We start from the raw sequence: 13528 nt of genomic DNA, 5'->3' as shown, positions 1-13528 counted from the left end.
CGCCTGCTCTGCCGTTTCGTCAACGGCAACCGCGCCTGACCTTTACCGGTTTTTGCGTTACTTTACGCTTAACCAATCCCTTACAGATAACGCTACAATTTTCATCACAACACAGGTAAAATCGCGCGCCATTGCTGTGCTGAACCGGAAACCACCTTATGTCCACTACGAATACACTGCCGCCGCGCGTAGGATTTGTCTCGCTTGGCTGCCCAAAAAACCTTGTCGACTCCGAGCGCATCCTGACGGAACTGCGCACCGAGGGCTATGAGGTGGTGCCACGCTATGACGATGCTGAAATCGTTATCGTCAACACCTGCGGATTTATCGACAGCGCCGTACAGGAATCTCTGGAAGCGATCGGTGAAGCCCTGAACGAAAACGGCAAGGTCATTGTGACCGGCTGTCTGGGCGCTAAAGTCGACCAGATTCGTGAGGTGCATCCAAAGGTGCTGGAGATCACCGGCCCACACAGCTATGAACAAGTGCTGTCGCATGTCCATCGCTACGTGCCAAAACCGCAGCATAACCCGTTTCTGAGCCTGGTGCCGGAACAGGGCGTGAAGCTGACGCCGCGCCATTACGCCTACCTGAAAATTTCTGAAGGCTGTAATCATCGCTGCACCTTCTGCATCATCCCTTCAATGCGTGGCGATCTCGACAGCCGGGCCATTGGTGAAGTGCTGGATGAAGCGAAGCGCCTGGTTGAAGCCGGCGTCAAAGAACTGCTGGTGATTTCGCAGGATACCTCTGCCTATGGGGTGGATGTGAAACACCGTACGGGCTTCTGGAACGGTGCGCCGGTTAAGACCAGCATGGTGAGCCTGTGTGAGCAGTTAGCGAAACTCGGCGTTTGGGTTCGCCTGCACTATGTTTACCCTTATCCGCACGTTGATGACGTCATTCCACTGATGGCGGAAGGCAAAATTCTGCCGTATCTGGATATCCCGTTACAGCATGCCAGCCCGCGCATCCTGAAGCTGATGAAACGCCCTGGCGCGGTAGAACGTACGCTGGAGCGCATTAAGCGCTGGCGTGAAATTTGTCCTGAATTAACGCTGCGCTCAACCTTTATCGTCGGCTTCCCCGGTGAAACCGAAGAAGACTTCCAGATGCTTTTGGACTTTATTAAAGAAGCCCGTCTGGATCGCGTTGGTTGCTTCCAGTACAGCCCGGTTGAGGGCGCAACGGCTAACCAACTGCCCGATCCGGTCGATGAAGCCGTTAAGCAAGCACGTTATGACCGCTTTATGCAGTTGCAGCAGCAGATCTCTGCCGAACGCCTGCAGGAAAAAGTGGGACGTGAAATTATGGTCATCATTGATGAAGTGGATGAAGAAGGCGCGATTGGTCGTAGCATGGCAGATGCGCCTGAAATCGACGGCGCCGTCTACCTGAATGGTGAAAGTAATGTTAAGCCGGGCGACGTCCTGCGCGTGAAGGTTGAACACGCGGACGAATACGATTTGTGGGCCAGCCGCGCTTAACCGTACTTCTGCTGGTGCGCTTTCTTGCGCGCCAGATAGTCATCGTCTGCACGTAACCTGTCCCAGTACGCTTTGAAAATGGCCGCCGCAGCGGCCTTTTCTTCGTCCCTGCCTCGGGGCAGCTCTTTGCCATCCGCAGCGTATTTACGGCCGCCTTTGTGGTTGCTGTAGCGACGGGCGCGGGTATAACCCATCTGGATAAATTTGCGCGCCATGTCCATCCCCACAAAGTCATCCTGCTGGCGATAGGCTTCGAACAACGTCATGATTTCTTCTGCAGACGCTTTCGCCACCTCAACGGTGCGAAAACGCCAGTGCGGTAAGATTTCGTCTTTATAGGGCTGGACCATCAGCACGCCCTGCTCCCCGCGGCCCACCTGATAACGTTCAGGCTGCTTGCGAAAATCGATGGTGCTGAAGTCTTGTTCGTAATCAAAAGGTTTCATGTCTTGAGTTTAGGATCAAGTGCGTCACGTAGCCCGTCACCAAGCAAATTAAACGCTAAAACAGTGAAAAAAATCGCCAGCGCCGGAAAAACCGCCACGTGAGGGGCGATCACCATATCGGCTCGCGCTTCGTTCAGCATCGCGCCCCACTCGGGTGTCGGCGGCTGCGCGCCCAGCCCCAAAAACGACAGGCTCGCCGCCGTGATAATCGAGGTGCCGATGCGCATGGTGAAATACACCACAATGGACGATACCGTGCCGGGTAACAGGTGGCGCAGAATGATCGTCCAGTCGGAGGCGCCAATGCTTCGTGCGGACTCGATATAGGTTTGATGTTTCAACACCAATGTATTGCCGCGCACCAGACGGGCAAAGGCCGGAATGCTGAAGATTGCCACGGCGATAATCACATTGCTGATACCGGTGCCCATAATGGCCACCACAGCAATGGCGAGCAGAATACCGGGGAAGGCAAACAGCACATCGCATACGCGCATGGTTATCCTGTCCCACCAGCCTTCGTAGTAGCCCGCCAGCAGGCCCGCCAGGGTGCCAATAAACGCGCCTATCGCCACGGAAACAAAACCGGCAATCAGCGAAATTCGGGTGCCCACCAACACACGACTAAAGATATCGCGCCCCAGTGAATCCACCCCAAACCAGTGCATCAGCGAAGGGCCGTCGTTCAGGCGGTCATAGTCAAAGTAATTTTCTGCGTCGAACGGCGCAATAGCCGGAGCCGTAAAGGCCAACACAATCAGCACCAGCACGAAGACGCCAGCCAGCAATGCCACGGGTTGATGGCGAAAACGCCGCCAGAATTCCCGCCACGGTGTTCTTACCCGGTTGCCGTTTAACAGCGGCATCGTTTTAAGTGCCGCTTCCCGTCGCCAGTTTTTCATCAGGTGTCCTTAAAGCGAATCGCCGGGTTAATGACGGCATATAACATATCGACAAACAGGTTAATCAGGATAAACTCCAGCGAAAACAGCAGTACCTCCGCCTGAATAACGGGATAGTCGCGCATCTGCACCGAATCCACCAGCAGACGACCCAGCCCCGGCCAGTTGAATACCACCTCGACCACAATCGAGCCGCCAAGCAGGAAACCAAACTGCAGGCCCATCATGGTGACAACCGGAATCATGGCATTACGTAACCCGTGTTTAATCACCACACGCGACTCACGCACTCCTTTGGCTCGCGCGGTGCGCATGTAATCTTCCTGCATCACCTCAACAAACGAGGCGCGGGTAAAGCGCGCCATCACCGCGGCGACCGCGGCACCCAGGGTAACAGACGGCAAAATATAGTGCTGCCAGCTATCGGCACCCACCGTGGGCAACCAGCCCAACTGCACCGAAAACACCTGCATCAGCAACATGCCCAAGGCAAACGCCGGAAAGGAAATGCCCGACACGGCCAGCGTCATTCCCAGGCGATCCGGCCAGCGATTGCGCCATACCGCAGAAACAATGCCAATCGCCATCCCCAGAATCACCGCCCATACCATGCTGACTAATGTCAGCCACAGGGTCGGCATAAAACGCGCGGCAATCTCCGCTGATACCGGCCGTCTTGACACCAGCGACTGACCAAAATCCCCCTGCAGGGCATTCACGATAAAATGCCAGAACTGCAGCGGCAGCGGCTGATCCAGTCCCAGTTCCTGTCGCACCAGCGCCACAACCGTGGCATCCGCGTCCTGACCCGCAATCAGGCGCGCCGGATCGCCCGGCAGCAGGTGCACAAACATAAACACCAGCACCGCCACGATAAGCAGGGTGGGAATCAGTCCCAACAGTCGTTTAAGAAAATAGTTAAACATGTCACATCCTACACAGCAGCCAGCCGTCGTGGCTGACCTGCCCGGTATCGTCAGCGCAGCTTCAGCACGCACTGAAACAGCGGGCATCAAAAAACCCGCTCAGGTTTCAACCCTGGGCAGCGCCCAGTTGTCGACAACCTGAACGGGCGCGCCGGATTACTTCAGCTCGGCATCGTCAAAACTGAATGACGTATCCGGCATCACATAAAAGCCACTCAGGTTTTTGCTGTGGGCTGAAACCAGCTGCTCCACCACCAGTGGAATCCACGGATGATCGTTCCAGATAATATCCTGCGCATCTTTATAGCGTTCGGCTTTTTGCTTGCTGTCGGTGGTTTTCAGCGCATCCGCTAAATCTTTATCCACTTTAGGGTTGCTGTAGAAGGCCGTATTAAAGATCGCCGGTGGCCAGGCAGCCGTGGCAAACAGCGGCGTTAATGCCCAGTCAGCTTCTCCTGTGGAGGCTGACCAGCCGGTATAAAACATGCGTACACCGCTCTCTTTCTGACTTTTGCCTTCCACTTCCGCCGCACGCTGTCCCGCATCCATCGCCGTCACTTTCACCTTAACGCCCACCTGCGCCAGCTGCTGCTGAACAAACTGCAGGACTTTCTGTGCCGTACTGTGATTGTGAGATGACCAGAGCGTGGTGTCGAACCCGTTCGGATAGCCCGCTTCTTTCAGCAAGGCTTTCGCTTTGGCGGGATCGTAAGGAATGGGTGGATAGGTTTGTGCGTACTCAATTGACGGCGGTACCACCCCGGTGGCCGGAGTGGCATAACCGGCAAAGGCGACTTTAACTAATGCCTGACGGTTAATCGCGTATTCCAGCGCTTCTCGCACCTTGGGGTTATCAAACGGTTTTTGCGTCACATTCAGGCTGATATAACGCTGCATGATCGATGGCGTGGTGACAACATCAAGCTTGCTGTTTTTCTCCAGCAGTTTGGCCTGCTCATAAGGCACAGGAAAGGCAAAATTCGCCTCGCCCGTTTGCAACATAGCCGCACGGGTATTGTTATCCACCACCGGACGCCAGGTGATGCTGTCGAGTTTTGGATAGCCTTTTTTCCAGTAGCCATCCCATTTTTTCACCTTAACAAAATCGGTCTGGTTCCAGGTCACAAGCTCAAACGGCCCGGTTCCTACCGGATGGAAACCAATGTCCTTGCCATATTTTTTCAGCGCTGCAGGCGAGATCATCACCGCAGCAGGGTGCGCCAGGTTGTTAATAAAGGCTGAAAAAGGCTGCTTGAGTGTGATTTTCACCGTCGTAGGATCGACAGCTTCAGTGCTGGCGATGTATTTGAACAGGTTATAGCGTTTTAGATGATTATCAGGATTGCTGGCGCGATCGAGGTTGGCTTTAACCGCCTCGGCATTAAAGTCGGTGCCGTCCTGAAATTTCACGCCTGAATGCAGCTTAATCGTATAGATCAGGCCGTCTTCGCTCACCTGGTAGCTGTCGGCCAGCACATTGATGCGCTTCATATCTTTATCGAAGCCGAACAGCCCCTGATAAAAGGATTTCGCTACCGCCTGTGACAAGGTGTCATTGGCATCGTAGGGATCAAGCGTGGTGAAATTAGAGGCAACGGCAATCACTGCATCCTGTGCTGCCCACGCGGGTAACGCCATTGCGCTGCTCAGTACGCCCGCAGCCAGTAACCCTTTACGCATCGTTATCTGCATTGTCTTCTCCTTGTAATCCCTGTCTGATTTGTCGCCGCAGCGACCGCTTAATTATTCAGCTCGCGCTCAGGGCGTGACGCGCCACAAAATGGCCGGGGGCCACTTCCCTGAGCGAAACCGTTTCGGGTTCATCGCCCAATGAACGAATTGGGCTGGGAATCTCATCGACTAATAAACTACGCTCGCGCTGTCGGTGCGCGGGATCGGCAATCGGCACCGCGGCCATAAGCTTTTGGGTATAGGGATGCTGCGGATGTTCAAACACCGCCTGGCGCGGCCCCATCTCGACGATTTGTCCCAGATACATCACCGCCACACGGTGACTGATGCGTTCAACGACCGCCATATCATGGGAAATAAACAGAAAGGCGATGCCAAACTCGCGCTGTAAATCGAGCATCAGGTTGATGATCTGCGCCTGAATGGAGACATCCAGCGCAGAAACCGATTCATCGGCAATCACGACTTTGGGGTTGAGCGCCAGCGCCCGTGCAATGCAAATACGTTGACGCTGACCGCCGGAAAATTCATGGGGATAGCGCCTTGCGTGCTCCGGTAATAATCCCACTTTCTCCAGCAGCCACGCGACGCGCTGTTCCGCCTCACGGCGCGGCATGACCTTGTGCACCAGTAACGGCTCCATAATCGAGAAGCCGACGGTCAGGCGCGGGTCCAGCGACGCATAGGGGTCCTGAAAAATAAACTGAATATCGCGCCGCAGATGCGCCAGCGCGGGGCCTGACAGATCGTTGATACGTTGACCGTTAAAGGTGATGCTGCCGCCCTGGCTGGCAACCAGCTTCAACAGGGAGCGTCCGGTGGTGGATTTACCGCATCCGGATTCCCCCACCAGCGCCAGGGTTTCGCCCGCATAGAGGTCAAAACTGATATTTTCGACCGCGTGTACCCGCCTTGTCACCCGATTCAATAAACCTGAGCGGATATCGAAACGGGTGACCAAATTACGCACCTGTAAAATCGGTGGCTGGTCATGGCGTACGGTATTTTGCGGCTCGTCCGGCTTTTCATCACTGTCAATCAGGGGAAACTTCGCAGGCAGCGGCTGGCCCCGCATCGCCCCCAGCGCCGGGACGGCGGCAAGTAAAGCACGGGTATAAGGCTGCTGCGGCGCGCTGAACAGTTGCACCGTCTCGGCATTCTCGACCACTTCTCCGCGATACATCACCTGCACGCGGTCAGCCATTTCAGCCACCACGCCCATATCATGGGTGATAAAAATCACCCCCATCTGCATCTCTTTTTGCAGTTCACGAATCAGCTGCAGAATCTGCGCCTGAATCGTCACGTCAAGCGCCGTGGTCGGTTCATCAGCAATCAACAGCGCAGGTTTGCACGACAGCGCCATGGCAATCATCACACGCTGACGCATACCGCCTGAGAGCTGGTGAGGAAAACGCCCCAGAATGTTTTGCGCGTCGGGGATGCGCACCCGATCAAGCATGCGCCGCGCTTCTGCCTGCGCCCCGGCGTGGGTTTGGCCTTGATGTAAACGAATGGATTCGGCGATCTGTTCACCCACCGAGAACACCGGATTCAGCGAGGTCATGGGTTCCTGAAAGATCATCGCCATATCGGCCCCGCGCACCTGGCGCATCTGGCCGCGTGGCAGACGCATCAGATCCCGTACCTCGCCGTTGCGGCGGCGCAGCATGATCTCGCCACTCACCTCACCGCCGGCCTGCTCAATCAGGCGCATCAACGCCAGCGAGGTCACGGACTTGCCCGAGCCGGACTCTCCCACCAGAGCCAGTGTCTTTCCCCGGTAAACGTCGAGTGAAAGGTGGCGCACCGCCTCCGTCACGATGCCATCGTTCTGAAAACGCACGTTGAGATCGCGTACGGCCAGTACCTGATCGTCGGTTAACGGTGTTGCGCCGGGCGGCGTGTTCTGGGCGGTCTCGCGGTCAGCTTTCACGGTAAATTGCCACCTCTGCGGCCTCATCTGTGCGGGCGAAAGCCCGGTACATGCCTTCACTGTTGAAGGGCAGCGCCACGTTGCCATCACGATCGATCGCAATCAACCCACCGCTGCCGCCCAACTCCAGCACGCTGTCGTGAATAACATTCACGCTGGCCTGTTGTAACGAGCGCCCGCCATAACGCATTTGTGCCGCCACATCGTAGGCGGCCAGCGTGCGAATAAACACTTCACCGGTGCCGGTACAGGATACGGCCACGCTGTCGTTGCTGGCATAACAACCTGCACCGGGTAACGGCGAGTCGCCAATCCGGCCCACGTGTTTATTGGTCATACCGCCGGTTGAGGTGGCGGCGGCAAGGTTACCCTCATTGTCCAGGGCGACGGCTCCCACCGTGCCGAACTTACGATCCGGATCAAGCGGATCGCCACTTTGCGCCGCGCCATCATGATCCAGCAGCGCGGTGTCGCTGCCGAGCGCGCGCTGCAGCTGCTCCCAGCGTTCGGGCGTAGAAAAGAAATCAGGTTCAACCTGTTCAAGGCCTTGCGCGCGGGCAAAATCTTCAGCGCCCGCCCCCGTTAACAAGACATGAGGGCTGTTATCTAACAGCGCACGCGCCGCCAGTACGGGATTACGAATCCGGGAAACGCCTGCGACGGCTCCGGCCTGTAACGTCCTGCCATCCATGATGCTGGCATCCAGCTCATGCGTCCCCTGCTGCGTAAACACCGCACCTTTACCGGCGTTGAATAATGGGCACTCTTCAAGCCGACGTACCGCCTCCGTCACCGTATCCAGCGCAGATGCGCCTTGAGCCAGCATGTTCTGCCCATGCGTTACAATCTCGTAAAGCGCCTGACGGTATGCCTGCTCTTTTTCTGCGCTCATCGCCGCACGGGTTATTGCCCCCGCACCACCATGAATGGCGATCGCTGCTTTAGCCATAGCGTTACCCTGTGGTTGCATCAGAAGGAAAAACACTGATTTTGAATGGTTTTAAGTCAATTTAGACCATTTTTGAATATAGAAAGCCCGTTAAAGGTTGTAAAGCGGAAACTGACATTGCGCTAATAACCTTTCGTTGTGGCTTATGCCGATGTGACTCTGAAAGGAAAAGTCACCATAATAGACAGCCATTGCAACAGACAGGCTAAGAATAGAATGGAAAGCTTTACTGCCGGACTGATTTCCCTTGAGGACGCGCAACATAAGATGCTGGCGCAGCTGACGCCCATCACAGAGTCGCTTGAGCTGACCCTGCCAGAAGCCGCCGGGCGCATCACAGCCTGCGCCATCACCTCACCGATAGACGTACCGCCCTTTAACAACGCCGCTATGGACGGTTACGCCGTCAGGCTGGCGGAGGTTGCCAGCGGACAGCCTTTGCGGGTGGCCGGTAAGGCTTTTGCCGGCGCGCCGTTTAGCGGAGAGTGGCCAGCGGGAAGCGTCATCAGAATTATGACGGGCGCGCCTGTTCCTGCCGGTTGTGACGCGGTCGTCATGCAGGAGGAAACCCGCCTGCAGGACAATAATATTGTCATCACCGCGCCGGTCAACGCCGGACAAAATATTCGACTGACGGGTGATGATATCCGTGCCGGTCATCAGGTTCTGGCGGCAGGCGTGCGCCTGGGCGCGGCCGAACTGCCCCTGCTGGCTTCGCTGGGCATCGCCACGGTAAAGGTTTTGCGTAAACTGCGCGTCGCTATTTTTTCAACTGGGGACGAGCTGCAACCTGTGGGCCAGCCCTTAGCGGCCGGGCAGATCTACGATACCAACCGCTTTGCGATTTCGCTGATGTTGCACAAGCTGGGATGCGAGGTCATCGATCTCGGCATTATTAAAGACGATCCCACTGCACTGCGTAGCGCCTTTACTGAAGCCGATCGCCAGGCTGATGTGGTCATCAGCACCGGCGGCGTCTCGGTGGGTGAAGCCGACTTTACCAAATCGATGCTGGAAGAGCTGGGGGTGATTAGCTTCTGGAAGCTGGCGATGAAACCCGGTAAACCTTTTGCTTTTGGTCGCCTGGCGAACAGTTGGTTCTGCGGCCTTCCCGGCAATCCGGTTTCTGCCGTCGTGACCTTTTATCAACTGGTGCAACCGCTGCTGGCCACCCTGACGGGGCAAACCGCCTCCGCTCTGCCCGCTCGCCTGCGCGTACGTACGGCGACCGCGTTGAAAAAATCGCCCGGTCGACTGGATTTTCAGCGCGGTGTTCTGCGTCAGAATAGCCAGGGTGAGCCAGAGGTGATCAGCACCGGTGCGCAGGGCTCCCACGTTTACAGTTCTTTTTCTCAGGCCAATTGCTTTATTGTACTGGAACGCGAGCGCGGCCCGGTTGCAGCAGGTGAATGGGTGGACGTCGAACCCTTTAACCCGTTGCTGGAGGGATAATGTTGCCCGAACTGAGCCACGACGAGATGCTGCGCTACAACCGACAGATTGTGTTGCGTGGTTTTGACTTTGACGGTCAGGAAGCCTTAAAGGCCAGCCACGTGCTGGTCGTGGGGCTGGGCGGTTTAGGCTGTGCAGCCTCGCCCTATCTGGCAGCGGCGGGCGTAGGGAATCTTTCGCTACTGGACTTTGATACGGTATCGCTCTCTAATTTGCAGCGACAGATTTTGCATCATGATGCGGATATTGGTCGCAACAAGGTGGAATCGGCCCGTGAAAGCCTGGCGGCCATTAATCCTCACTGTCAGCTGCATCCGGTGCACGGCCAACTGGACGATGAGGCACTCAAGGCGCTTATCGCCCAGCAGCAGGTGGTCGTGGACTGCACGGACAATGTGGTGGTGCGCGAGCAAATCAACCGGTTGTGTTATCAGTTGAAAGTGCCGCTGGTATCGGGTGCGGCGATCCGTATGGAAGGTCAGCTCAGCGTGTTTGACTGGCAACCCGGTGCGCCCTGTTACCGCTGCATCAGCCGTTTGTTTGGATCTCAGGTGCTGAGCTGTGTGGAAGCGGGCGTCATGGCGCCGCTGGTGGGCGTGGTGGGTGCAATGCAGGCGATGGAAACCCTCAAGCTGCTGACGCACTTCGGCTCTCCTGCTCGCTCACGTTTGCTGATGTACGATGCGCTGAGCGCTGAGTTTCGCACCATGAAGGTATCGCAGGACCCCGAGTGTGAAGTGTGCGGTCATCATGATTGAGCCGTTAATTGATAGGGTTCATGCGTAAAGCGGAGGGGGCTACAGGTCAGGTAAAGAAAGGATGTTAAGCCGGATCGTCGCAGGCAATCCCACCTGACGCACAGACCCAAACGATAACGGGGTAGCTATCGCTACCCCGTTATGTTTATACGATGCCCTGACTGCGCAGGTAATCTTCGTAATTACCGGTGAAGTCCACAATACGATCGGCTTTCATCTCTATCACGCGCGTCGCCAGTGAACTCACGAACTCACGGTCGTGAGAAACGAAAATCAACGTTCCTTCATACATTTCCAGCGCCATATTTAATGACTCAATGGATTCCATATCAAGGTGGTTGGTTGGTTCGTCCATAATCAGGATATTGGGCTTTTCCATCATCAGCTTGCCAAACAGCATGCGTCCTTTCTCACCCCCGGACAGCACTTTGGCGGGCTTTTTAATATCGTCCTGTGAAAACAACAGACGGCCAAGGATGCCACGTACGGCCTGCTCATCATCGCCCTGCTGTTTCCACTGGCTCATCCAGTCAAATACCGTCAGGTCGTCGGCAAAATCGTCTGCGTGATCCTGGGCGTAATAACCAATTTTGGCATTTTCAGACCATTTAACGCTGCCGCTTTCCGGCGTCAGTTCGCCGACCAGGGTTTTTAACAGGGTGGATTTACCAATACCGTTAGCCCCTAATATCGCCAGTTTTTCACCGACTTCCAGCAGCAGATTTAAATTTTTAAACAGCGGACCATTATCAAACCCTTTGGTGATCGCTTCGACTTCCAGCGCATTACGGAACAGTTTCTTGTCCTGCTCAAATCGAATAAAAGGGTTCTGACGACTGGAGGCTTTGACCTCTTCCAGTTTTATTTTGTCCATCTGTTTGGCACGTGATGTCGCCTGGCGCGATTTAGAGGCGTTAGCACTAAAACGGCTGACAAAGGATTGCAGATCGGCAATTTGTGCTTTTTTCTTGGCATTGTCCGATAACAGTCGCTCGCGCGCCTGGGTGGCAGCGGTCATATATTCATCATAATTACCAGAATAAACACGCAGCTCACCGTAGTCCAAATCGGCCATGTGGGTACAGACCATATTGAGGAAGTGACGGTCATGCGAAATGATAATCATGGTGCTGTCGCGTTCGTTTAACACCTGCTCCAGCCAACGAATAGTATCGATATCCAGGTTGTTGGTCGGTTCGTCCAGCAGCAAAATATCAGGATTAGAGAACAATGCCTGTGCCAGAAGAACACGTAATTTAAAGCCCGGTGCAATTTCGCTCATCGGGCCATAATGCTGCTCTACCGGAATACCCACACCAAGTAATAACTCACCCGCACGCGGTTCAGCACTGTAACCATCCATTTCACCATACAGGACTTCAAGGTCAGCGACTTTGTAGCCTTCCTCTTCCGTCATCTCGGGTAACGAATAAATACGGTCACGTTCCTGCTTCACTTCCCATAATTCATGGTGCCCCATGATTACCGTATCCAGCACGCTATATTCTTCGAAGGCAAACTGATCCTGGCGTAATTTACCAATACGTTCATTGGGATCGTAAGAGACATTGCCGCCCGATGGCACCAAATCGCCACCCAAAATCTTCATGAAGGTGGATTTTCCGCTGCCGTTCGCACCGATTAAACCGTAACGATTACCGCCGCCAAATTTTACGGAGATATTTTCGAACAGTGGCTTGCTGCCAAACTGCATGGTGATATTGCTGCTAACTAACACGGCATTGACCTTAGTGAAGAGAGTGGATGGAAAAACGGCGGCTATTATGCCAGATGTGACGTAGCGCACGCCAGCCTCCGGCAAGGATTGCCTGAATGCCCCTTGAAAACGCGACGCTTTTAATTATTGCCCCTGCCGATTTTCGCCTGCGCAGCACCGCGCAAACGCAAGCCGCGGTGGCATTCGTTGACGGCGCGGCTTCTGCCTGGCCCAGCAGGCGATTAATTAACAGGCCGATGCCAGAAATAGTCAGAGAGTACAAAGGGGTTTTTTAAATAAAAAAAGCCGGAGACATAAATGTCTCCGGCTACCGCTTACAAGGATTGTGTCGATTAATCGATCAGGAAACTGTCCAGGCTTTTACCTTCATCCAGCGCTTTTTTAATTGCTGCTGGGGTACGGCCCTGGCCGGTCCATGATTTCTTCTCACCGTTTTCATCGGTATAAGAATATTTAGCCGGACGTGGCGCACGCTTAGTGCGTTTTTTACCCTGCTCCAGGGCACCTAATAATTCATTAGGATCGATGCCGTCAGCCAGCAGCATTTCGCGATATTTAGATAACTTCTCTTCTTTTTCACGATTCTGTTGTTCTTCAGCATGAGCTTCTTCACGGCGTTCAGTTACAACGACCGTCAATTTCTCAAGAATTTCTTCCAGATCGCTCAGTGGCAGTTCACGAGCCTGGGCACGTAATGTGCGAATGTTGTTTAGAACTTTAAATGCGTCACTCATCACAATATCCTTGATTAAGGGGGTTTAATTAAACTGTAGCGACAAGATTACCTAATTCAAATAAAAAAATAAATTAATTTATTGCTACAGATAATTCCGATAGGTTTTTTAAATGCTCGTGAAGTATTCAGGATGCTTATGTGGAGAGATTATTAACCACTAATTAACACTAAATAGCGGCTATCCCCGCACAATGTAAACGATTTCATTGATTACGCTTACTGCATGAATCATGCCTCAGATTTTATAACGTTCTTGCCGGCTATTTTTATCATCCTCAACGAATTTGGATTAAATGCCTTGCCCGGCTGCCCGTTTTTCTTGCCGTCGCCAGAGTGAATTCCACTGAAATAGCCAGCGTATAACGGGGGATTTATCCCGTGGCTCGCGGATAATAGCGGGGTTAATTTTTCTAACTACGTTGTTTATGCCGCCCTTCTCTGGCGTGTTGCTGACATAAAAGCACGTGGGCGCGTCAGACAGAAGATAAAGGGCTGGCAGGTCTGGC

13 protein-coding genes are annotated in these 13528 nt (G+C 54.4%); 5 read left to right on the top strand and 8 right to left on the bottom strand.

Annotation, left to right across the window (positions count from 1 at the left end; all coding sequences use genetic code 11):
• Positions 1-158 precede the first annotated feature (158 nt).
• On the top strand, positions 159-1487 hold the full coding sequence (gene rimO, locus A6A26_RS11875) for a 30S ribosomal protein S12 methylthiotransferase RimO (protein ID WP_063878902.1): 1329 nt from the start codon (positions 159-161) through the stop codon (positions 1485-1487).
• On the opposite strand, the gene A6A26_RS11870 is transcribed toward rimO, so the two are convergent.
• Genes A6A26_RS11870 through gsiC form a run of 3 tightly spaced genes read right to left on the bottom strand, consistent with a single transcriptional unit; the run spans position 1484 to position 3761 of the window.
• Positions 1484-1933 carry a DUF4385 domain-containing protein gene (locus tag A6A26_RS11870; protein ID WP_063878901.1) on the bottom strand — a complete coding sequence of 150 codons (450 nt, stop codon included), beginning with the start codon at positions 1931-1933 and terminating at the stop codon, positions 1484-1486. The two genes, rimO and A6A26_RS11870, sit on opposite strands and share 4 nt — an antisense overlap.
• On the bottom strand, positions 1930-2835 hold the full coding sequence (gene gsiD / locus A6A26_RS11865) for a glutathione ABC transporter permease GsiD (RefSeq protein WP_063878900.1): 906 nt from the start codon (positions 2833-2835) through the stop codon (positions 1930-1932). The genes A6A26_RS11870 and gsiD overlap by 4 nt, the downstream gene beginning before the upstream one ends.
• The gene (gene gsiC, locus A6A26_RS11860; protein WP_063878899.1) at positions 2835-3761 is read right to left on the bottom strand and encodes a glutathione ABC transporter permease GsiC; all 927 of its coding nucleotides are present in this window, start codon (positions 3759-3761) and stop codon (positions 2835-2837) included. Before gsiC ends, gsiD begins: the two co-directional genes overlap by 1 nt.
• Here gsiC and A6A26_RS25470 point away from each other — a divergent pair.
• Positions 3760-3903 (top strand): hypothetical protein, encoded by a 144-nt coding sequence (locus A6A26_RS25470; RefSeq protein WP_156506655.1) that lies wholly within the window; start codon positions 3760-3762, stop codon positions 3901-3903. The genes gsiC and A6A26_RS25470 overlap by 2 nt on opposite strands.
• A 14-nt stretch (positions 3904-3917) precedes the next feature.
• On the opposite strand, the gene gsiB is transcribed toward A6A26_RS25470, so the two are convergent.
• Genes gsiB through A6A26_RS11845 form a run of 3 tightly spaced genes read right to left on the bottom strand, consistent with a single transcriptional unit; the run spans position 3918 to position 8338 of the window.
• Positions 3918-5453 carry a glutathione ABC transporter substrate-binding protein GsiB gene (gene gsiB, locus A6A26_RS11855; protein ID WP_063878898.1) on the bottom strand — a complete coding sequence of 512 codons (1536 nt, stop codon included), beginning with the start codon at positions 5451-5453 and terminating at the stop codon, positions 3918-3920.
• A gap of 55 nt (positions 5454-5508) precedes the next feature.
• Positions 5509-7416 carry a dipeptide ABC transporter ATP-binding protein gene (locus A6A26_RS11850; protein ID WP_371559162.1) on the bottom strand — a complete coding sequence of 636 codons (1908 nt, stop codon included), beginning with the start codon at positions 7414-7416 and terminating at the stop codon, positions 5509-5511.
• Positions 7379-8338: an isoaspartyl peptidase/L-asparaginase family protein gene (locus tag A6A26_RS11845; protein WP_063878897.1), complete on the bottom strand. Its 960-nt coding sequence runs from the start codon at positions 8336-8338 to the stop codon at positions 7379-7381. Before A6A26_RS11845 ends, A6A26_RS11850 begins: the two co-directional genes overlap by 38 nt.
• Before the next feature lie 216 nt (positions 8339-8554).
• On the opposite strand from A6A26_RS11845, the gene moeA reads away from it, so the two are divergent.
• Together moeA and moeB are read left to right on the top strand one after the other, a co-directional pair.
• Positions 8555-9790 carry a molybdopterin molybdotransferase MoeA gene (moeA, locus tag A6A26_RS11840; RefSeq protein ID WP_063878896.1) on the top strand — a complete coding sequence of 412 codons (1236 nt, stop codon included), beginning with the start codon at positions 8555-8557 and terminating at the stop codon, positions 9788-9790.
• Positions 9790-10548: a molybdopterin-synthase adenylyltransferase MoeB gene (gene moeB / locus A6A26_RS11835; RefSeq protein ID WP_063878895.1), complete on the top strand. Its 759-nt coding sequence runs from the start codon at positions 9790-9792 to the stop codon at positions 10546-10548. The genes moeA and moeB overlap by 1 nt, the downstream gene beginning before the upstream one ends.
• 145 nt (positions 10549-10693) lie before the next feature.
• Here moeB and A6A26_RS11830 read toward each other — a convergent pair whose 3' ends face one another.
• A complete protein-coding gene (locus A6A26_RS11830) occupies positions 10694-12286 on the bottom strand; it encodes an ABC-F family ATPase (RefSeq protein WP_063878894.1) in 1593 nt (530 codons plus the stop codon).
• 95 nt (positions 12287-12381) lie between these two features.
• Between A6A26_RS11830 and A6A26_RS11825 the strand changes: the two genes are divergently transcribed.
• Positions 12382-12561 carry a hypothetical protein gene (locus A6A26_RS11825; RefSeq protein ID WP_063878893.1) on the top strand — a complete coding sequence of 60 codons (180 nt, stop codon included), beginning with the start codon at positions 12382-12384 and terminating at the stop codon, positions 12559-12561.
• Positions 12562-12618: 57 nt separating this feature from the next.
• Here the strand turns inward: A6A26_RS11825 and A6A26_RS11820 are convergent, their stop codons facing one another.
• Complete coding sequence (locus A6A26_RS11820; protein WP_014606234.1) at positions 12619-13020, bottom strand: H-NS family histone-like protein; 402 nt, start codon at positions 13018-13020, stop codon at positions 12619-12621.
• Positions 13021-13528: the final 508 nt, after the last annotated feature.

Origin of the sequence: Pantoea sp. OXWO6B1, assembly GCF_001641135.1 — a bacterium.
Classification (GTDB): domain Bacteria; phylum Pseudomonadota; class Gammaproteobacteria; order Enterobacterales; family Enterobacteriaceae; genus Pantoea; species Pantoea allii.
The sequence above is the reverse complement of the archived record's forward strand: the minus strand, read 5'-3'. Positions and strand labels throughout refer to the sequence as shown.

What these genes read in the sequence shown, in the direction of transcription:
- gsiB (WP_063878898.1), bottom strand. Translation starts at nt 5,453, where the DNA reads ATGCAGATAACGATGCGTAAAGGGTTACTGGCTGCGGGCGTACTGAGC.
- gsiD (WP_063878900.1), bottom strand. Translation starts at nt 2,835, where the DNA reads ATGAAAAACTGGCGACGGGAAGCGGCACTTAAAACGATGCCGCTGTTA.
- gsiC (WP_063878899.1), bottom strand. Translation starts at nt 3,761, where the DNA reads ATGTTTAACTATTTTCTTAAACGACTGTTGGGACTGATTCCCACCCTG.
- A6A26_RS11820 (WP_014606234.1), bottom strand. Translation starts at nt 13,020, where the DNA reads ATGAGTGACGCATTTAAAGTTCTAAACAACATTCGCACATTACGTGCC.
- A6A26_RS25470 (WP_156506655.1), top strand. Translation starts at nt 3,760, where the DNA reads ATGTCACATCCTACACAGCAGCCAGCCGTCGTGGCTGACCTGCCCGGT.
- moeB (WP_063878895.1), top strand. Translation starts at nt 9,790, where the DNA reads ATGTTGCCCGAACTGAGCCACGACGAGATGCTGCGCTACAACCGACAG.
- A6A26_RS11850 (WP_371559162.1), bottom strand. Translation starts at nt 7,416, where the DNA reads ATGAGGCCGCAGAGGTGGCAATTTACCGTGAAAGCTGACCGCGAGACC.
- moeA (WP_063878896.1), top strand. Translation starts at nt 8,555, where the DNA reads ATGGAAAGCTTTACTGCCGGACTGATTTCCCTTGAGGACGCGCAACAT.
- A6A26_RS11845 (WP_063878897.1), bottom strand. Translation starts at nt 8,338, where the DNA reads ATGGCTAAAGCAGCGATCGCCATTCATGGTGGTGCGGGGGCAATAACC.
- A6A26_RS11825 (WP_063878893.1), top strand. Translation starts at nt 12,382, where the DNA reads ATGCCCCTTGAAAACGCGACGCTTTTAATTATTGCCCCTGCCGATTTT.
- A6A26_RS11870 (WP_063878901.1), bottom strand. Translation starts at nt 1,933, where the DNA reads ATGAAACCTTTTGATTACGAACAAGACTTCAGCACCATCGATTTTCGC.
- rimO (WP_063878902.1), top strand. Translation starts at nt 159, where the DNA reads ATGTCCACTACGAATACACTGCCGCCGCGCGTAGGATTTGTCTCGCTT.